The following is an 18,732-nucleotide window of genomic DNA, read 5'->3' on the forward strand; positions in this document are numbered from 1 at the left end:
CCTGACAGCACAAAAAAAACGGGGGCCAAAGTGGCCCCCGATTTCACATCAGAACGCGAAACACGAACAACCCAACGCACCCCAGAAGCCCTGGAAGTCATTGACCGGCACGCTCGACTGCCGCGCCTTCTCATGGCTATGTGCATGCACCCCACAAGGCCCACTGCATTGGTGCACTGCCGCCACCAGCGAGGGTGTACCGACGCGCCAGTGCCCTGGGACCTTGGCCACCGGCGACCATTCAGGCAGTACCGGCACCTGCGGTGGACCGAGGCGATCGAATTCGCCCGCCGCGTACACTACCTTGCCGTCGACGAGGGTCAGCACCGACTCGATGCCCTTGATCGCTTCTTCCTCGACGCTGAAGAAGTCCTGCGACAGTGCCGCCAAGTCGGCCAGCTGGCCTACCTTGATCTGGCCCTTCTTGCCCTGCTCGCTGGAGAACCAAGCGCTGCCCTGGGTGAACAGCTGCAGCGCGGTATCGCGATCCAGGCCCTGCGGGTACAGCTCCATCCCACCCACGGTCTTGCCGCTGACCAGCCAGTACAGCGAAGTCCACGGGTTGTAGCTGGAGACTCGGGTAGCGTCGGTACCGGCGCCCACTGGCACGCCCATCTCGAGCATGCGCTTGATGGGTGGGGTCTGTTCGGCGGCCTTGGCACCGTAGCGATCGACGAAGTACTCACCCTGGAAGGCCATGCGGTCCTGGATGGCGATACCACCGCCCAGGGCGCGTACGCGCTCGATGTTCTGCGGGGTGATGGTTTCGGCGTGGTCGAAGAACCACGGCAGGCCGTTGAATGGAATGTCGCGGTTGACCTTCTCGAACACATCGAGCATGCGTGTGATCGATTCGTTGTAGGTGGCGTGCAGGCGGAACGGCCAGCGCTGCTCGACCAGATGGCGCACCACCGGCTCCAGCTCTTCTTCCATGGTCTGCGGCAAATCCGGACGCGGTTCGAGGAAGTCTTCGAAGTCGGCGGCGGAGAACACCAGCATCTCGCCGGCGCCGTTGTGGCGCAGGAAGTCGGTGCCACTGTGCAGCTTGACGCTGGAGGTCCACTTGCGGAAGTCGTCCAACTCTTCCTTGGGCTTCTGGGTGAACAAGTTGTAGGCGATGCGCACAGTCAGTTGGTTGTTGTCGGCCAGCTCCTGGATCACCGAGTAGTCGTCGGGGAAATTCTGGTAGCCACCGCCGGCGTCGATGGCACTGGTCAGGCCCAGGCGGTTCAGCTCACGCATGAACTGGCGGGTGGAGTTGACCTGATACTCCAGCGGCAGCTTCGGCCCTTTGGCCAGGGTGGCGTAGAGAATCATCGCGTTGGGACGGGCGATCAGCATGCCGGTCGGATTGCCGAACTTGTCACGCTGAATCTCGCCGCCTGGCGGGTTCGGCGTGCTCTTGTCATAGCCGACCGCCTTGAGCGCGGCGCGATTGAGCAGCGCGCGGTCATACAGGTGCAGCAGGAACACCGGGGTGTCGGGCGCGGCCTGGTTGATTTCTTCGAGGGTCGGCATGCGCTTTTCGGCGAACTGGAATTCGTTCCAACCACCCACCACGCGCACCCACTGCGGAGTCGGCGTACGCGCCGCCTGGTCCTTGAGCATGCGCAGGGCATCGGCCACCGATGGCACGCCTTCCCAGCGCAGTTCCAGGTTGTAGTTCAGGCCACCGCGGATCAGGTGCAGGTGCGAGTCGTTCAAGCCTGGGATGACCGTGCGCTGCTTGAGATCGATGATCTGCGTGGCGGCGCTCTTGTAGGCCATGGCCTCGGCGTCGCTGCCGACTGCGAGGAAGCGGCCGTCCTTGATGGCAACGGCACTGGCGGTGGGCTTCTCGCGGTCGACCGTGTGCAGTTTGCCGTTGAACAGAATGAGATCGGCGGTCATGGGGGCTCCTTGGGTGGATGCATGGGCGGCACCGGCTGAACCGGCAAAGGGCAGCGCGGACCAAAGCGCACCGGCAGCACCGAGCACGGTGCTGGTGGCGAGGAACTGGCGACGGCTCTTGTCGTTGGGGTCCTGACTCATAAGGGTCTCCGTCTGAAGGCGGCATCGGCAGGCGCGACTGCGGAGCATGCCGCTTCATGCCTGGTGACGATTGGATGGATGTGCTGCGTTGAGGTCTTGAGGCTAGCAACGAAGTGCGTGGGGTGCCGGCTGTGCCGGTGGCAGTTGCGGCCTCTTCGCGTATCGATCGGCGAAGGGCCGCAAGAGCGAGACTTACCGGGACACGAATGCCAGCAGGTCTTCGTTCAACTGCTGCGCATGAGTGACCGCGAAGCCGTGCGGCGCACCGCTGTACACTTTCAACTCAGCCCCACCAATGAGCTCGGCAGCGCGCTTGCCGGTGGTTTCGAACGGCACGATCTGGTCGCCATCGCCATGGATCACCAGGGTCGGCACGTCGATTTTGCTCATATCAGGACGGAAATCGGTCTGCGAAAACGCCGTGACGCAGTCCAGGGTGGCTTTCAACGACGCCATCAGGGCGATGTTCAACGTCTGCGTTTGCACACCCTGGGACACCGTCTGGCCCTGGTTCAGCCCATAGAACGGTGTGGCGAAATCGGCGATGAACTGCGCCCGATCCGCGCGCAGCCCCGCCTGGATGCCGTCGAACACCGACCCGTCGACGCCATCAGGATTGCTCGGGGACTTACCGAAGATCGGCGTTACCGCGCCCAGCAATACCAGCCCGGCTACCCGCTGGCTGCCGTGGCGAGCGATGTAGCGGCTGACATCGCCACCGCCCATGGAGAAACCGACCAAGGTCACTTCGCGCAGGTCGAGGTGTTCGATCAACTGGGCGATATCGTCGGCGAAGGTGTCGTAGTCATAGCCAGTCCACGGCTGGTCGGAGCGGCCAAAACCACGACGGTCGAAAGCGATGGCGCGGTAGCCGCGGCTCGCCAGGAACTCCATCTGCGAGTCCCACATGTCGGCGTCCAGGGGCCAGCCGTGGCTGAACAGCACGGGCTTGCCACTGCCCCAGTCCTTGTAATAGATCGAGGTGCCATCGCGGGTCACGAGCGTGCTCATATCGGTAATCTCCTGAAAATGGGTAGGTAGTTGAACGAGGCAGTCAGCAAAACTCAGCCGCGTAGCCAGTTGGCACAGCGGCGGGTCACCCACGGCATGATGTAGAACACCACCGGCAAGATGACGAACAGGTTGACGATCAGGTTGCCCGCCACTGGCCCGCCCAGGTGCGGGAAGCGGGCGAAAAACGGCGCCAGCAACTGCGGGATGACCATGGTCATTGGGCAGATCACCAGGTAGGTCAGCAGTGCCTGCTTCCAGCGCGGCGGCTGCGCGGCGTTGCTGCTCGGCGGGGTGAACCAGAACTCCGGATCCTCATGCACCTGGGTGTGGTCGCCGTCTTCGAGCAACGGCAGCACTTCACTGACCAGCGCCTGGCGCTCGGCTGAGTTGACCCAGGCCTGCAACAGCCCCGCATCGGCAAAGCGCACCACGGTGGTGAAGTGCCGGCCACCGTCGTCTGGGCGAATCACGTTGACGTCCAGATGGCCAGGCTGCAGGCGGGCGGCACAGACCGCGCGCTTGAGCCAGGCCTCGTAGCGGCTCAGTGATTCGGCGCGGGCCTTATGCTGGATGACCAGGGTCACCACGTTGCGGTTGTCTTGGGTTGCAGTGTTCATCGGCGTTCCCTGGAGATGAGCGGGCCAAGGCCTACTGTGCGGCAGTGGGCAGGCGCTGGATTGGATCAATGTGCTGTGGGCGGATGATTTACTTGGCGGCAGTCAGCGCGTTGTAGCTGGTCATCAGGTTGCGGTAGTCCGGGATGTGGTTGGAGCACAGCGCGGCCAGGCCTTCGACGTCGTTGCGCCAATCGCGGTGCAGCTCGCAGGCCACGCCGAACCAGGTCATCAGCTGGGCGCCTGCACGGCTCATGCGGTCGTGGGCGGCGTCGCGGGTCATTTCGTTGAAGGTGCCGGAGGCATCGGTCACCACGAACACTTCGAACTCTTCTTCCAGGGCCGCCAGCGCTGGGAAGGCCACGCACACTTCAGTCACCACACCGGCGATGATCAGCTGCTTCTTGCCAGTGGCCTTGACTGCCTTGACGAAGTCTTCGTTGTCCCAGGCGTTGATCTGGCCTGGGCGGGCGATGTACGGCGCATCCGGGAACAGCGCTTTCAGCTCCGGCACCAGCGGGCCGTTGGGGCCTTGCTCGAAGCTGGTGGTGAGGATGGTCGGCAGGTTGAAGAACTTGGCCAGGTCAGCCAGGGCCAGCACGTTGTTCTTGAAGCGGTCCGGCTCGATGTCACGTACCAGCGACAGCAGGCCAGCTTGGTGGTCGACCAGCAGTACGGCAGCGTCGTCTTTGTTCAGGCGGTTGTATTTGAAGTGGGCCATGGTCGTGCTCCTAAAGGGGGTTTTATGTTCAGTGAGTTGGGTGTTTCGCGTTGATGGGGAAAGATTAAAACCAAGACCTTTGGCGTACTAGATAGCGAAATTTGCCTTTAGCGTTCTGTTTTGTGAACGATGATCGTGCAGGGCACGCCCGGCCCTTATCCCGGGACAAGCCCGCTTCTCCAAGAACCACGCAGCCCATATAGGGGCAGGCTTGCTCCGCGATAAGGCCTGCACAGCCGGCAGCCGATAACCAGTACGCTCCCCTATTGCTTGTCCACCCCACCTGCTCTTTACTAGCCAAAGCCCTCCCCCGCTCCGAGACCGTCATGCTGGCTTTCATCCAGTCATACCCGCTGTTGCTCGGCACCTGCCTGATCTTCCTCGACCTGCTGCTGTGGCAGTTGATCCCGCTCCAGCGCCAGCCCTGGCGCATCGCTACGCGGCTGGTGATCTTCCTGCTGTTCAGCTGGGTATTGCTGGCCGCCGGCATGAGCCCGCTGCAACCGCCGCCGTGGGCCGATGATGTCTCGCGCAATTTGATGGCGACGGTACTGGCGATTGGCTGGTGGCTGTTCGGTGCACGCACGGTCACGGTGGTGTTCGGCCTGCTGCTGGTGGCGCGCGGCAGTCATGGCGGGCGCTTGCTACAGGATGTGCTGGGGGCGTTGATCTTTCTGGTGGCGGTGGTGGCGGCAGCGGCCTATGTCATGCAACTGCCGGTCAAGGGCCTGCTGGCGACCTCGGGGGTAATGGCCATCGTTATCGGCCTGGCGTTGCAGAGCACCCTGAGCGATGTGTTTTCCGGGATCGTGCTGAACACCACCCGGCCCTATCAGATCGGCGACTCGATCTCGATCGATGGCACTGAGGGCAAGGTGGTCGATATCGACTGGCGGGCCACGCGCATGATCACCGGCAGCGGCAGCCTGGCGGTGATTCCTAACTCGGTGGCAGCCAAGGCCAAGTTGCTCAATCACAGCCGACCTGCCGACCGCAACGGCGTGTCGATCAGTGTGGTGGTGCCGGCCAAAGTCCGCCCCAAGCGGGTCTTCGACGCCTTGGAAAAGGCCCTGCAAGGGACGTCGGCGCTATTGGACAACCCCGCCCCCAAGGTCACGGTGAAAACCTCGACGCTTGAGTCAGTGGAATACGAAGCCAGCGGGTTCATCGCCGATATGGCGCGCAAGACCGAAGTGCGCAACCAGCTGTTCGACCTCGCTCACCGTCATCTGGAAGCCACTGGGGTGATGTGGAACGTCGACCTGGCCGTAGCGCCGCGCAGTCGTCAGCGCGAGTTGCTCGACGAGGTGCGGGTCTTCCGCTCGTTGAGCAGTGAGGAGCGCGATGCGCTGAGCCAGCGCATGACGGCCATGGAGTACCTGGCCGATCAGGTGATCCTGGGCGTGGGTGAGCGGTCCGAGCATGTGTTGGTGATTGGCAGCGGCGTGGTCTCGGCCTCGGTGCGCGATGGCGAACGGCTGATCGAGGCTGGGCGCATGGGGCCGGGTGAGGTGCTGGCGATCGAAGGCTTGGTCGATGACGAAGACTCAGCGGTGGAGTTCCGCACGCTGACCGGCTGCGTGCTGTACCGCATCGACAAGGAGCAAGTCCGCAGCTGCCTGGTCGAGCGCGGCGAGGTGCAGTCGGCGCTGACCAAACTGCAGCGGTTCAGGCGGCAGAGCCGAGAGTCATTGCTGATGCAGAAGCCTACGGTGGTGAAAAAAGGTGGCTTCCTGAGTTGGCTGCACAAGTGACTGTGTGTCAGTACTGGCCTCTTCGCGGGCAAGCCCGCTCCCACATGAATCGCACATAACTTAACTATTGTGGTGGGCCTCTAGGAGACGGGAATCACTGTTGATGCATCAGCAGACGGTGATGAACAAAGGCGGTTTTCTGAGTTGGCTGCACAGTTGAGTGTGCCAACGGGTTATTAGGCGTGGGAGCGGGCTTGCCCCGCGATAGCGGCAGGGATTGCCCAGGTGGCGCCTGTTCTGCCGCCATCGCGGGGCAAGCCCGCTCCCACGAGCTGCTCCCACGGCCCGCTACTGGGACGCAACAGACCTCGACTTAGAGCACCACCCGCAGGCACTGCCCCGCGTGGTACAGCGAGAAACCCGACTCGTAGAAAGCTGTGCGCAACGACGGCGCGCTGACCGCCTTCATCGGCGAGAACGGCACCGGCAAACTGTCCGGGTCGTCTTTGAGCAGGAACTCGGCAAACGCCCGTCCGATCACCGTTCCGGTGGTGTTGCCACGGCCGTTGTAGCCCGTCACCGCCACCAGCCCTGGGGCCGGTTCGAACAGGCGCATCAGGTGGTCCGGGGTGAAGTCGATGCAGCCCGTCCAGTGCATCTCCCACTCGACCTTGCCCAGCTCCGGGTAGTAGTGGCTCTGGATGCGATCGGCCCAACTGCGCACGAACCAGGCTGGCTTGTTATCGACCCGGCCGAGGCTGCCAAGCAGCAGCCGGCCCTGGTCGTCACGACGAATGCTGCTGAGCACGGTGCGGGTGTCCCACGAGCCCTGGCCATGCGGCAGCACCTTGTCGGCAGCCGCACCCTGCAAGGGCGTCGAGGCGACCTGGTAGTAGTAACCACGGAAGAAGTGCTTCTGCAGATTGCTCCAGTCGCCTTCGGTGTAGGCGCCGGTGGAAATTACCACCTTGTCGGCGCGTACCGAGCCGCGCGCGGTCTTCACCCGCCAGCCATCACCCTCGCGCTCCAGGCCTTCGACCGAGGACTGCTGGAACACCTTGCCGCCCAAACGCGCCACGGCGCCAGCCAGGCCTTGGGTGTAGCCCATGGGGTTGATGGTGCCGGCGCGGCGGTCGAGCAGCGCGGCGGAGATCTTGTCGGTACCGCAGTATTCCTGGCATTGCGCGCCGGTCAGCAACTCGACATCGGCGCCACGCCGGGTCCATTGCTGGTGGCGAGCCTCAAGGTCGGCGATGCCGGTGGCGTTGTGCGCCATGTGCAGAGTGCCTTTGTGCTGGGCCTGGCAGTCGATGCCAAGCCGCTCGATCATGGCGAACACTTCGCCAGGCGCATCGCCCAAAGCCTTGTTCAGGCGGCTACCCTGCTTGTGGCCCAAGGTGGCCTCGACGTCATCGGGGCGGATCCAGGTGCCGGCGTTGACCAGGCCGACGTTGCGCCCCGAGCCACCGTGGCCGATCTTCCAGGCCTCAAGCAAGATCACCGACTTGCCCTGTTCGAGCAGATGGATCGCGGCGGACAGGCCTGTGATGCCGCCACCGATCACACAGACATCGGCCTGGTGTTCACCAGCCAGGGCCTGGCTGGCGACGGTAGGCTTGGTGACGAATTCCCACAAACATTCTTGACGCAATTGGGGCATGACCGGCTCCAGCATATTGTTCTTATTGCGGGTCGGGCCGCGTAGGCCCTATCGCGGGTCAAGTCGCGGCGGTGCGCCGCTGCGACGTGTCCCGCGAACGGGGGCGATGGCCCCCGCCTACGATCATCAGTCGAACACAATCCCTTGCGCCAGCGGCAGCTCACGCGAGTAGTTGACGGTGTTGGTCTGGCGACGCATGTAGCCTTTCCAGGCATCCGAACCGGACTCACGGCCGCCGCCAGTCTCTTTCTCGCCACCGAATGCGCCGCCAATCTCGGCGCCGCTGGTGCCGATGTTGACGTTGGCGATACCGCAGTCACTGCCCGAGGCGCTCTGGAAGCGCTCAGCTTCGCGGATGTCGGTGGTGAAGATGCACGAGGACAAGCCTTGTGGCACTTCGTTGTTCAGGCGCAGCGCCTCTTCGAAATCGTCATAGGCCAGCACGTAGAGGATCGGCGCGAAGGTTTCGTGACGGACCACGTCGCTCTGCCCAGGCATCTCGGCGATGGCCGGCGAGACGTAGTAGGCATTGGGGTACTCGGTGGCCAGCTGACGCTCACCGCCAAACACCTGGCCGCCCTCGTCGCGGGCCTTGGCCAGCGCACCTTGCATGGCATCGAACGACTGCTTGTCGATCAGCGGGCCTACCAGGTTGTTCTCGCGTGGATCACCGATGCGCACTTTGCCGTAGGCGGCTTTGACGCGGGCCACCACTTCGTCCTTGATCGAGCGATGGACGATCAGCCGGCGCAGGGTGGTGCAGCGCTGACCGGCAGTGCCGACAGCGGAGAACAGGATGCCGCGCACGGCCAGGTCCAGATCGGCGCTCGGCGCGAGGATCATCGCGTTGTTGCCACCGAGTTCAAGAATGCTGCGGCCAAAACGTGCAGCCACCCGTGGGCCGACTTCACGGCCCATGCGGGTGCTGCCGGTGGCGCTGACCAGTGGGACACGCACGTCATCGACCAGTGCTTCGCCGGCTTCGCGGCCGCCAATGACCAGCTGGGCCAAACCTTCAGGGGCATCGCCAAAGGCTTTCAGGGCTTTGTCGAACAGCGCCTGGCACGCCAGGGCGGTCAGCGGGGTCTTCTCCGAAGGCTTCCACACCACGGCGTTACCGGCGACCAGCGCCAGCGCGGTGTTCCATGCCCAGACCGCGACCGGGAAGTTGAAGGCGCTGATCACGCCGACCACGCCCAGCGGGTGCCAGGATTCACGCATGTGGTGGCCAGGGCGCTCGGAGGCGATGGTCAGGCCGTACAGCTGGCGCGACAGGCCTACGGCGAAGTCGCAGATGTCGATCATTTCCTGTACTTCACCCAGGCCTTCCTGAGTGATCTTGCCGGCTTCGACCGAGACCAGCTCACCGAGGTCGGCCTTGTGTTCGCGCAGCACTTCACCGAACAGGCGCACCAACTCACCGCGACGCGGGGCCGGCACACTGCGCCAGGTTTCAAAGGCAGCATGGGCCTGGTCGATGCGCGCAGTGGTCTCGGCCTTGCCGAGCAGCTTCACCGTGGCGATCTGGCTACCATCGATCGGGGTGTGAACAGGGTAGTCGCCCTGGGTGTAAGCCTGGGCAGCGACGCCTAGACGCTCGAGCAATGCAGCAACCATTGTGCTTCTCCTACATCGGGTGAAGGGTGGTAAAGGTGATGTGGATCAGTATTAATCCGATCACAGCGGTGCAACAAACGACCTTTATTCCGCATATCATTCCCTCAGCTCATGATCCCTTGCCATAGAGACTGCTATGTCCAAACGTCTGGTGCCGTCGATGACGGCCCTGCAGTGCTTCGAAGCCGCAGCCCGTCACTTAAGCTTCACCCGCGCCGCAGAAGAACTGCACCTGACCCAGAGCGCGGTCAGCAAGCAAGTCGCGCAGCTCGAAGAGATGCTGCGCAATCACCTGTTCCTGCGTATTCGTCGGCGCCTGCAACTGACGCCGGCCGGCAGCCTGTACCTGGCCGAGGTGAACAAGATCCTCAACCAGGTCGACATGTCCAGCCGCTACATCCTGACCTATGGCGAGCAGACCGAGATATTGAAGGTAGCCACTCAGCCGAGTTTTGGTGTGCGCTGGTTGATTCCGCACCTCAAGGGTTTCGGTAAACGCCACCCGAACATCCACCTGGATATCCGCAACGAGATGGAGCCGTTCTCGCTGCTGCAAGGCTCTGCCGATGTGGTGTTCTTCTTTGGCCAAGGCACCTGGCCGGGGGCAACGTGCGTGGAGCTGTTCCGTGAAGAGGTGGTGCCGGTGTGCGCGCCAGAGCTGCTAAAGGGGCGCGAGTTGACCGATGCGGCGCAGGTGACGGAGTTGGTGCTGATGCAGAGTGCGTCGCGGCCAGAAGCATGGCATGAGTGGTTCCTGGAACAGGGGCTGCATACCGATAACAGTTACCACGGGCCGCGCTTCGATACGTTCTATATGGCCTTGAGTGCTGCGCAGGCAGGCTGTGGGGTGGCGTTGGTGCCGCGCTATCTGGTGGAAAAGGAGCTGGGCGATGGCAGCCTAGTGATTGCCTGGAATCATGCGATGCGTAGCCATGGCGCGCATTACCTGGCGTTTGCCGAGCACGCGGCAGAGGTGCCGAAAGTCAGGGCGCTTGTGGAGTGGACGCGGGGGCAGTTGGGGTAGGGAGATTTTTGCGGCTGCTTTTGCGCCCATCGCAGCGGTTGGGCGGCGCTGCGAAGCCCTGTGGGAGCGGGCTTGCCCGCGAAGGGCCGCACAGCGGCCCCAATACAGCCAACATCGATCGAAAAGGGAATGACACCTCTACTTTTTTTCGCTTGTGGCCCATGTGCATTCCCCGCTTTCATGTAACGGTCCCATTCACCACCAGGAAGCTTGCGATGCCCGCCCATGATTTCGTCAGCCCAGACAGCATCCGCGCGCAGTTCTCTGCCGCCATGTCGCTCATGTACAAACAGGAAGTGCCCCTCTACGGCACGCTGCTGGAGCTGGTAAGCGAGATCAACCAGCAGGTCATGCAACAGCAGCCGCAGGTCGCCGAGGCCCTGCGCTGGACCGGTGAAATCGAGCGGCTCGACCAGGAACGCCATGGCGCCATCCGCGTCGGCACTGCTGCCGAGCTGGCAACCATTGCCCGTCTGTTCGCAGTCATGGGCATGCAACCGGTCGGCTACTACGACCTAAGCTCGGCGGGTGTACCGGTGCACTCCACTGCATTCCGCGCGGTGCACGAGCAGTCGCTGCATGTCAGCCCATTCCGGGTGTTCACCTCGCTGCTGCGCCTGGAGCTGATCGACAACCCGCAACTGCGCGCACTGGCCGAGAGCATTTTGGCCAAGCGGCAGATCTTCACCCCGCGCGCACTGGAGCTGATCGCCCAGTGCGAACGCGATGGTGGCTTGAGTGCAACTGACGCCGAGGCGTTCGTCAGCGAAGCGCTGCACACCTTCCGCTGGCACCAGGACGCGACAGTCACCGCCGAGCAGTACCAGCAACTGCACGACCAGCATCGCCTGATCGCCGATGTGGTGGCGTTCAAAGGCCCGCACATCAACCACCTGACCCCGCGCACCCTGGACATCGATGCGATCCAGGTTGGCATGCCGGCCAAAGGCATCCCGCCTAAAGCGGTGGTCGAAGGCCCGCCCACCCGCCGTCACCCGATCCTGCTGCGCCAGACCAGCTTCAAGGCGCTGCAAGAGAAGGTTGCGTTCAGTGATCAACACGGCAGCGAGGGCAGTCACACCGCACGTTTCGGCGAGATCGAACAGCGCGGTGCGGCGTTGACCCCAAAAGGCCGCCAGCTCTACGACAAGCTGCTCGATGCCACCCGCGCGGCGCTGGGCGGCGTGCCTGCCGAAGCCAATGCCGAACGCTACCGCACATTGCTGGCGCAGACCTTTGCAGCCTTCCCCGATGACCTGACGCAGATGCGTGAGCAGGGCTTGGCGTATTTCCGCTATTTCGCCACCGAGAAGGGTTTGGCCGCACGCGATCTGGCCGAGCGACCGAGCGATCTGCAAGGGCTGATCGATGCCGGGCATGTGCATTTCGAGGCGTTGGTGTACGAGGACTTCCTGCCGGTGAGTGCGGCGGGGATTTTCCAGTCCAACCTGGGCGACGATGCGCAGGCGGAGTACGGCAGCAATGCCAACCGTGAGGCCTTCGAAGCGGCGCTAGGGTTGCAGGTGCAGGATGAATTGGCGCTGTATGCGCAGAGTGAGCAGCGCTCGTTGCAAGCGTGCGCGCAGGCGTTGAGCCTAGGCTCGTTGTAATGCTTTAGATTGCTGGGGGCCGCTTTGCGGCCCTTCGCGGGCAAGCCCGCTCCCACAAGGACCGCGCCATTACAGGCCCCCCGCTGATTTAGGAACAGCGGCAACCCTGTGGGAGCGGGCTTGCCAGCGAAGAGGCCCGCCGAGTCAGTGCAGATCTTGCAGCCGATCAGTTCACCCGAAACCGATCGACTTCCTGGCGCAACTGCGCCGCCAACCCTTCCAGCTCCCGCGCAGTGGTGGCCAGCTCATTGGCCACATCGCGCTGCTCACTGTTGGCCTGGGCGATGCTCTGCAGATTGCGGCTCAGTACGTTCGCTGTACTGCTCTGCTCCTGGGTCGCGGTGCTGATCGCGGCAAACTGTTCGCCCGCGCTGCGGCTCTGTTCATCGATACGCGCCAGGGCGTCAGCCACCTTGTCATTACGCTCCAGGCCTTCCTGCATCAGGCGGTTGCCCTGCTCCAGGGTGCTGATGGCATGCCCGGTCTGCTGCTGAATGCTGCCTATCATCGCGGAAATTTCATCGGTCGCCGAGCGAGTACGCGCAGCCAGGCCACGCACTTCATCGGCAACTACGGCAAAGCCACGGCCCTGCTCGCCTGCGCGGGCGGCTTCGATGGCGGCGTTGAGCGCGAGCAGGTTGGTCTGTTCGGCGATGGCGGTGATCACTCCAACGATGCCGCCAATTTCCTGCGAGCGCGCACCGAGGGTGTCCATCACCTCGGCAGTGCCACCCAAGGCATCGGCAATCTGGCGTAGCGAGGCCGACGCTTCGTCCATCGCCGAGCGCCCCACCCTGGTGTGCTGGACGTTGTCGCGGGCCATGCGCTCGGTGCCGGCCATGTTGTCGGCGATGTTCATCGAGGTAGCGCTGAACTCTTCCACCGCACCCGCCATGCTGGTGATCTCGCCCGACTGCTGCTCCATCCCCTCACAGGCGCCGGAGGACAATCCGGCCAGCGAACGCGCGCGGCCACTGACTTGCTCGGAAGCGCTGCGGATGTGCTCGACCATGGTCGACAGCGCATCACCCATCTGGTTGAAGCTGCGCGCCAACTGGCCGATCTCGTCATGACTGCTAACGGCCAGGCGCGCACTCAAGTTACCCGCGCCCAAGGCTTCGGCCTGACGCACCAGGTCACCCAGCGGGCGCAGCTTGCGTCGCAGCAGGAACAACGTCGCGGCCACTGCCAACAGCATGGCCAGCAGGCTGCCGATGGCCAGCCGCAGGCCGACACTCCAGGTGACGTCGCGGATTTCTGCTTCAGGCATGCTCGCCACGACAGTCCATGGGCCTTCGGCAAACGGCATCGCAACGCTGAACACCTGCTCTTTGCCACTGGCCCAGAAGCTGCCGCTGCCCGGTTGCGCCGCCAGTGCCTTCACTGCTTGTGCAGCGCTGTCGGGGTCGCGTACATCGGCCGGCTGGACCAACCATTTACCCTGCTCGTCGAGCAGCGCCAGCGAGCCGGTGTGGCCAATGCGAAAACGCTTGAGATTGGCCAACTGCGCGTTCTGTGCGTCGGTGTAGTCGAAGCCGACGAACAGTACGGCGATCACCCGCCCGCCGCCATCGCGCACTGGCACGTAGCGGGTCATGTAGTTGCGTTCGAATAGCAGCGCCCGGCCGACATAGGTCTGCCCGGCCATCAGCTTGGCATACGCCGGGTGCTGGCGGTCGAGCTGGGTTCCGATGGCGCGGCTGCCGTCCTGTTTGGTCAGCGAGGTGCTGATGCGAATGAAGTCGTCGCCGCTACGCACGAACAGCGTCGCGACACCAGCAGTCATCTGCTGGAATTCGTCGACTTGCCGGAAGTCGTTGTTCAGCAGGTGCTCGCCCAGGTACAGGGCCGGGGTGGCTTGGCCTGCGACACTGACGGTTTCTCCTGCGTGCAGCGCCAGGCCAGAAGCGAAGCGGCGCTCGAACAGGCCGCTCAGGCGCTGGGTGTTGTCCTTGAGCGAACCGTGGAAGGTATCGAGCTGGTCAGCCAGCAGCCGCGCTTCGCTGGCCAGGTGTTCCTGGCGGGTGGCGAGGTTGGCGTTGTCCAGCGAACGCAGGGCGAACAAGGTACTACCGGTGATGACCAACGCCAGCACGATGGCGAGGGCGATACCGAGTTGCGAGGCAATCCGGGCACGGGGTTCAGACATGAGGAAGCTCCTGGCAAGAGGCCGGGATCATCCTGATCACGCTGACCGCCCACTTCGATCTACGGGGAAACGCATCCTCTAGCGGGACGCTGGTGCCACTGAATCGGCGTCGCGGGCGAATACTTGAGTGTCGGACCGGGAGATTCGCAAACGTTTTCTACGCAGTAGGGCCCGCTCCCTCGCGTCTTGTTAGGCGCCCGCCGATAGGATCTGTACATCCGGCAGATCCATAGCCGCTGCCTCTTCCTGCAAAAACCCACTGAGCCGGCGCAAGCGCTCGCCACCCGGCCGGGTCCGTGGCCACACCAGGTAGTAATCCATGCCGCTGGCCACCGCCGTCGGCCACGGCAGGCTCAGCCGCCCCTGCGCCACATCCTCGGCCACCATCAGCAAATCGCCCATGGAGATGCCGTAGCCACGCGCCGCGGCAATCATCCCCAGCTCCAGGGTATCGAACACCTGCCCGCCCTTGAGCGAGACCTTGTCGCTCAGCCCCATGCGCGCCAGCCAGCTGCGCCAGTCACGTTTGTCCGGGGTTGGGTGAAGCAGCTCAATGCCGGCCAGGCGCCGCTCATCCCACAAACCCTCCTTGAGCAGCTCCGGCGCGCCGACAGGGATCAGCAGTTCCGAGAACAGCCGGCGCACTTCCCAGTCCGCAGGGAAGACGCCATCACTGAGCAGCACCGCGCAATCGAACGGCTCCTGATTGAAGTCCACATGATCGACATCCATCCAGGCACTGGTAAGTTGCACCTCGTTACCCGGCTGCAGGTGGCGAAAGCGGCTCAGCCGCGCCAGCAACCAGCGCATGGTCAAGGTCGAGGGGGCTTTCATGCGCAGAATGTCATCTTCGCCGCGCAAGGTGTCGCAGGCTCGCTCCAAGGCGGCAAAGCCATCGCGCACCCCCGGCAACAGCACCCGCGCAGCCTCGGTCAGTTGCAGGCTACGGCCGCTGCGCACGAACAAGCGACAGGCGAAGTGCTCCTCAAGGGTACGGATATGCCGGCTGACAGCACTCTGGGTGATCGACAACTCTTCGCCCGCACGGGTGAAAGAGCTGTGCCTGGCTGCGGCCTCGAATGCGCGCAGCGCATACAACGGAGGAAGCTGACGGGACATTTCGCACCTATGATCTGGGGGCATGCAAGTGATCTTGGAGATCATACAGTCATGAGTAGAACTCATGCCAACGATCGCATTTATCCTTTTGTGCAAAGTTGACCAAAGCCTCAGAATCCTCGCCTTGCCCCACCCCCAAGGAAAAAGGACCCTACCCATGCATGTCGCGCCCACCACTGAACTCAAGGCTTTGCTGCGCCTGGCCGGGCCGCTGATCGCCTCGCAGTTGGCGCACATGCTGATGGTGCTCACCGACACCCTGATGATGGCCCGCATCAGCCCGCAGGCCCTCGCCGGTGGCGGCCTGGGTGCGGCGAGCTATTCGTTCGTGTCGATTTTCTGCCTGGGGGTGATCGCCGCAGTCGGCACCCTGGTGGCGATTCGCAAGGGCGCAGGCGACATTGCCGGCGCCACGCGCCTGGCCCAAGCCGGTATCTGGCTGGCCTGGGGCCTGGCGTTGGGCGCAGCGCTGGTGCTGTGGAACCTGGGGCCGGTGTTGCTGATGTTTGGCCAGCAGCCGGCCAACGTCGATGCCGCCATGCAGTTTCTCACCCTGCTGCCGCTGGCCCTGCCCAGCTACTTGACGTTCATGGCCCTGCGCGGCTTTACCAGCGCCCTGGGCCGCTCGACCCCGGTGATGGTCATCAGCCTGGTCGGCACGGTGCTCAACTACCTGTTCAACCATGCCTTGATCGAGGGCATGTTCGGCCTGCCCAAGCTCGGTTTGATGGGCATCGGCATGGTGACCGCCCTGGTTTCGCTGGGCATGGCCATCGCCCTGGCCTTGTATATCCGCTGGCACTCGTTCTATGCCGCCTACCCGCTGCGCAAGGGCCTGTGGCGGCCGTCGTTGCCAGCACTGCGCGAGCTATGGCGCCTGGGCCTGCCGATTGGTGGCACGTACATGGTCGAGGTCGGCTTGTTCGCTTTCGCCGCGTTGTGCATGGGCGTGCTGGGCAGTACCGAGCTGGCGGCGCACCAGATTGCCCTGCAGATCGTGTCTACCGCATTCATGGTGCCGACCGGTTTGTCCTATGCGGTGACCATGCGTGTAGGGCTGTACTTCGGCGCCGGTAATCTGCTTGCCGCACGCAGTGCCGGGCGGGTAGGCATCGGCTTTGGCGCACTGCTGATGTTCGGCTTTGCTGCGCTGTTCTGGCTGTTGCCGCAAGAGCTGGTGGGGCTGTTCATCAACCGTGATGATCCAGCGTTTGCCGGGATCTTCCAGCTGGCGGTGAGCCTGGTGATGGTGGCGGCCTGGTTTGAATTGTTCGATGGCGTGCAGACCATCGCCATGGGTTCGATTCGCGGGCTGAAAGACGCCAAGACCACGTTCCTGATTGGCCTGTGCTGTTACTGGCTGGTAGGGGCGCCGGCGGCCTGGCTGTTTGCCTTTAACCTGGGCGGCGGGGCGGTAGGGATCTGGTGGGGGCTGGCGTTGGGGCTGGCCTGTGCTTCGGTGGCGCTGACGTTTGGTTTCGAGTGGCGGATGAAGCGGTTGATGCGCAAGGCTGGGATTGGCAGTGAGGCGGCGGTTTCGGCTTGATCTTGAGGCCCTCATCGCGGGGCAAGCCCGCTCCCACGCATGCGACACCCCGTGTTGGAGCATTGCGTGGGAGCGGGCTTGCGGGAGCGGGCTTGCCCCGCGATGAGGCCAGATCAGACAGCGCAGATACCCGCTGCTGGCGTGCGTGTCAGATACTCGATCAACTCCCCCACCGGCAACGGCCTGCTGACCAGGAACCCTTGCACCTGATCGCAACCAAAACCGCGCAGTAACGCCATCTGCTCCTCACTCTCGACCCCTTCGGCCACGACCTCCAGGTTGAGGTTATGCGCCAGGTTGATCATCGCGTGCACCAACTTGCGGTTCTCCTCGCGCATTTCCATGCCACCGACAAAGCTGCGATCGACCTTGAGCAGGGTGATCGGCAAGCTGTTGAGGTGGACGAACGAAGAGAACCCAGTGCCGAAGTCATCCAGCGAGAAGCGCACGCCAAGCCGGCCCAGCGCATCCATGGTCTGGCGCACCAGCTCATTGCGGCGCATCACCGCCGTTTCGGTCAGCTCGAACTCCAACCAGCGCGCATCGACGCCATGCTCGATGATCAGCCGGCTCAGGGTCGCCAGCAGCTGACTGTCCTGGAACTGGCGGAAGCTCAGGTTGACTGCCATGTGCAGTGGTTGTAGGCCGTGTTCGCGCAGCGCCTGCATGTCACGCAGGGCACGCGAGATGACCCAGTAACCCAACGGCACGATCAGCCCGCTCTGTTCGGCCAACGGCACGAACTCGCTGGGTGCCAGCAAACCGCGCTCCGGGTGATTCCAGCGCACCAGCGCCTCAAGGCCAACGATACGGCCATCGGCAAGATTCAGTCGCGGCTGGTAATGCAGCTCCAGCTCATCGCGGCGCAAGGCGCGGCGCAGCTCGCCCTCAAGGTCGGCAAGGCTGCGGGCGTTGCGGTTGATCCGCTCGTTGAACACATGGAAGGTGCAGCCCTGGCTGCTCTTGGCCTGGCGCATGGCGATGTGCGCGTGCCACATCAGCGGGTCGGCGCCCCCTTGGGCGCGGGCGTGGGCCAGGCCCAGGCTGCAGCCAACCAGCAGGCTTTCTCCATCGATCCAATACGGCTCGGCGAGGGCTTCGACGATGCGTTCGGCGATCCACTCGGCGCGATTGGCATCGCGGCGGGTGTCGATCAGCAGGGCAAACTCGTCGCTACCCAGGCGGGCCAGCTGGTCGCCAGCATCCAGCTGATGCTTGAGGCGGGTGACCACTTGCAGGATCAGCCGATCGCCGCCCTGGTGGCCCAAGGCGTCGTTGACGTGGCGGAAGTTGTCCAGATCGAGATGACCGAGGGCCACGCCGCGGCCGTCGTTCTCGGCCAGGCGGGTAGTCAGCAGGGCCTGAAAGCCCTGGCGGTTGGCGATACCGGTCAGTGGGTCTTGCTCGGCCAGGCGCTGCAAGGTAGCCACCAATACGCCCCGTTCACGCACATGGCGCAGCGAGCGGCGTAGGGTGTCGCAGGTCAACTGGGCCTGCACCAACCAGTCGCTGACCCCGGCGGGGGGCGCCTCGGGCTCATGCTCCAGCAACAGGATGGTCGGTAGGTCGCAGCGGCCAGGGCTGGGCAGCAAGGCCGGGGTGGCCAGCACCACAGCCTGGCGGTCGTGGGCAAACAGGCTGTCGACGGCCTCCCAGTTCGGCGCGGTCAACAGTACCGCGCTGCCCGCCAGTGGCTTCAAGCAGTCGCGCAAACAGGCGGCCCATTCCGGCTCATCGGCCAACAGCAGCAAACGCAAGGGTTCGACAGGCGTGGACAAGCTGGCTCCTTAGGGCTTGGTCGGTAGTACGGTGAACGCGAAGTATCCTACCTCATGATTGAAAATGATTTTCACTTTAATACATACCCTTCCATGGCCTGCGGTCCGACGTATTTTGTCGTGCATCCTGCGCGAAAGTTGGCTGAGCGGCAAAT

13 protein-coding genes and 1 pseudogene are annotated in these 18,732 nt (G+C 63.6%); 4 read left to right on the forward strand and 10 right to left on the reverse strand.

Going from position 1 to position 18,732, the window contains the following annotated elements:
- Positions 1–48: 48 nt before the first annotated feature.
- The 4 genes from OIU19_RS05325 to ycaC form a co-directional block, all read right to left on the reverse strand.
- Positions 49–1,890: an amidohydrolase gene (locus tag OIU19_RS05325; RefSeq protein WP_264234330.1), complete on the reverse strand. Its 1,842-nt coding sequence runs from the start codon at positions 1,888–1,890 to the stop codon at positions 49–51.
- 333 nt (positions 1,891–2,223) lie between these two features.
- Entirely contained in the window at positions 2,224–3,042 is an 819-nt protein-coding gene (locus tag OIU19_RS05330; protein WP_186552987.1) for an alpha/beta fold hydrolase, read from the reverse strand.
- A 53-nt stretch (positions 3,043–3,095) separates the two neighbouring features.
- Positions 3,096–3,662 carry an antibiotic biosynthesis monooxygenase gene (locus OIU19_RS05335; RefSeq protein ID WP_264233938.1) on the reverse strand — a complete coding sequence of 189 codons (567 nt, stop codon included), beginning with the start codon at positions 3,660–3,662 and terminating at the stop codon, positions 3,096–3,098.
- An 88-nt stretch (positions 3,663–3,750) separates the two neighbouring features.
- Entirely contained in the window at positions 3,751–4,380 is a 630-nt protein-coding gene (gene ycaC, locus OIU19_RS05340; RefSeq protein ID WP_264233940.1) for an isochorismate family cysteine hydrolase YcaC, read from the reverse strand.
- A gap of 326 nt (positions 4,381–4,706) precedes the next feature.
- Here ycaC and OIU19_RS05345 point away from each other — a divergent pair, with 326 nt between their 5' ends.
- On the forward strand, positions 4,707–6,134 hold the full coding sequence (locus OIU19_RS05345) for a mechanosensitive ion channel family protein (protein WP_264233942.1): 1,428 nt from the start codon (positions 4,707–4,709) through the stop codon (positions 6,132–6,134).
- A 313-nt stretch (positions 6,135–6,447) separates the two neighbouring features.
- Here OIU19_RS05345 and OIU19_RS05350 read toward each other — a convergent pair whose 3' ends face one another.
- A complete protein-coding gene (locus OIU19_RS05350; protein WP_264233950.1) occupies positions 6,448–7,734 on the reverse strand; it encodes an FAD-binding oxidoreductase in 1,287 nt (428 codons plus the stop codon).
- Positions 7,735–7,860: 126 nt separating this feature from the next.
- Entirely contained in the window at positions 7,861–9,351 is a 1,491-nt protein-coding gene (locus OIU19_RS05355) for an aldehyde dehydrogenase family protein (RefSeq protein ID WP_319004484.1), read from the reverse strand.
- Between the two features lie 136 nt (positions 9,352–9,487).
- Between OIU19_RS05355 and OIU19_RS05360 the strand changes: the two genes are divergently transcribed.
- Both OIU19_RS05360 and OIU19_RS05365 read left to right on the forward strand, forming a co-directional pair.
- Positions 9,488–10,375 carry a LysR family transcriptional regulator gene (locus OIU19_RS05360; protein WP_264233952.1) on the forward strand — a complete coding sequence of 296 codons (888 nt, stop codon included), beginning with the start codon at positions 9,488–9,490 and terminating at the stop codon, positions 10,373–10,375.
- A 215-nt stretch (positions 10,376–10,590) separates the two neighbouring features.
- Entirely contained in the window at positions 10,591–11,985 is a 1,395-nt protein-coding gene (locus OIU19_RS05365; protein ID WP_264233954.1) for a VOC family protein, read from the forward strand.
- 166 nt (positions 11,986–12,151) lie between these two features.
- Here the strand turns inward: OIU19_RS05365 and OIU19_RS05370 are convergent, their stop codons facing one another.
- The 3 genes and pseudogenes from OIU19_RS05370 to OIU19_RS05380 form a co-directional block, all read right to left on the reverse strand.
- Complete coding sequence (locus OIU19_RS05370) at positions 12,152–13,018, reverse strand: methyl-accepting chemotaxis protein (RefSeq protein WP_372353291.1); 867 nt, start codon at positions 13,016–13,018, stop codon at positions 12,152–12,154.
- Positions 13,013–14,134, reverse strand: a pseudogene (locus OIU19_RS05375) (Cache 3/Cache 2 fusion domain-containing protein); the annotation flags it as partial. The gene OIU19_RS05370 and the pseudogene OIU19_RS05375, both read right to left, overlap by 6 nt.
- Positions 14,135–14,323: 189 nt before the next feature.
- Complete coding sequence (locus tag OIU19_RS05380; protein WP_264233958.1) at positions 14,324–15,253, reverse strand: LysR substrate-binding domain-containing protein; 930 nt, start codon at positions 15,251–15,253, stop codon at positions 14,324–14,326.
- Between the two features lie 157 nt (positions 15,254–15,410).
- Between OIU19_RS05380 and OIU19_RS05385 the strand changes: the two genes are divergently transcribed.
- The gene (locus OIU19_RS05385) at positions 15,411–16,799 is read left to right on the forward strand and encodes a NorM family multidrug efflux MATE transporter (RefSeq protein ID WP_264233960.1); all 1,389 of its coding nucleotides are present in this window, start codon (positions 15,411–15,413) and stop codon (positions 16,797–16,799) included.
- A 113-nt stretch (positions 16,800–16,912) separates the two neighbouring features.
- Here the strand turns inward: OIU19_RS05385 and OIU19_RS05390 are convergent, their stop codons facing one another.
- On the reverse strand, positions 16,913–18,577 hold the full coding sequence (locus OIU19_RS05390) for a bifunctional diguanylate cyclase/phosphodiesterase (protein ID WP_264233962.1): 1,665 nt from the start codon (positions 18,575–18,577) through the stop codon (positions 16,913–16,915).
- Between the last annotated feature and the right edge of the window lie 155 nt (positions 18,578–18,732).

The organism is Pseudomonas sp. BT-42-2, assembly GCF_025847435.2.
Lineage (GTDB): Bacteria > Pseudomonadota > Gammaproteobacteria > Pseudomonadales > Pseudomonadaceae > Aquipseudomonas > Aquipseudomonas urmiensis.

Coding starts and splice junctions, on each gene's coding strand:
- OIU19_RS05325 (WP_264234330.1), bottom strand. CDS start 1,890: ATGACCGCCGATCTCATTCTGTTCAACGGCAAACTGCACACGGTCGAC.
- OIU19_RS05330 (WP_186552987.1), bottom strand. CDS start 3,042: ATGAGCACGCTCGTGACCCGCGATGGCACCTCGATCTATTACAAGGAC.
- OIU19_RS05335 (WP_264233938.1), bottom strand. CDS start 3,662: ATGAACACTGCAACCCAAGACAACCGCAACGTGGTGACCCTGGTCATC.
- ycaC (WP_264233940.1), bottom strand. CDS start 4,380: ATGGCCCACTTCAAATACAACCGCCTGAACAAAGACGACGCTGCCGTA.
- OIU19_RS05345 (WP_264233942.1), top strand. CDS start 4,707: ATGCTGGCTTTCATCCAGTCATACCCGCTGTTGCTCGGCACCTGCCTG.
- OIU19_RS05350 (WP_264233950.1), bottom strand. CDS start 7,734: ATGCCCCAATTGCGTCAAGAATGTTTGTGGGAATTCGTCACCAAGCCT.
- OIU19_RS05355 (WP_319004484.1), bottom strand. CDS start 9,351: ATGGTTGCTGCATTGCTCGAGCGTCTAGGCGTCGCTGCCCAGGCTTAC.
- OIU19_RS05360 (WP_264233952.1), top strand. CDS start 9,488: ATGTCCAAACGTCTGGTGCCGTCGATGACGGCCCTGCAGTGCTTCGAA.
- OIU19_RS05365 (WP_264233954.1), top strand. CDS start 10,591: ATGCCCGCCCATGATTTCGTCAGCCCAGACAGCATCCGCGCGCAGTTC.
- OIU19_RS05370 (WP_372353291.1), bottom strand. CDS start 13,018: ATGGGTGATGCGCTGTCGACCATGGTCGAGCACATCCGCAGCGCTTCC.
- OIU19_RS05380 (WP_264233958.1), bottom strand. CDS start 15,253: ATGTCCCGTCAGCTTCCTCCGTTGTATGCGCTGCGCGCATTCGAGGCC.
- OIU19_RS05385 (WP_264233960.1), top strand. CDS start 15,411: ATGCATGTCGCGCCCACCACTGAACTCAAGGCTTTGCTGCGCCTGGCC.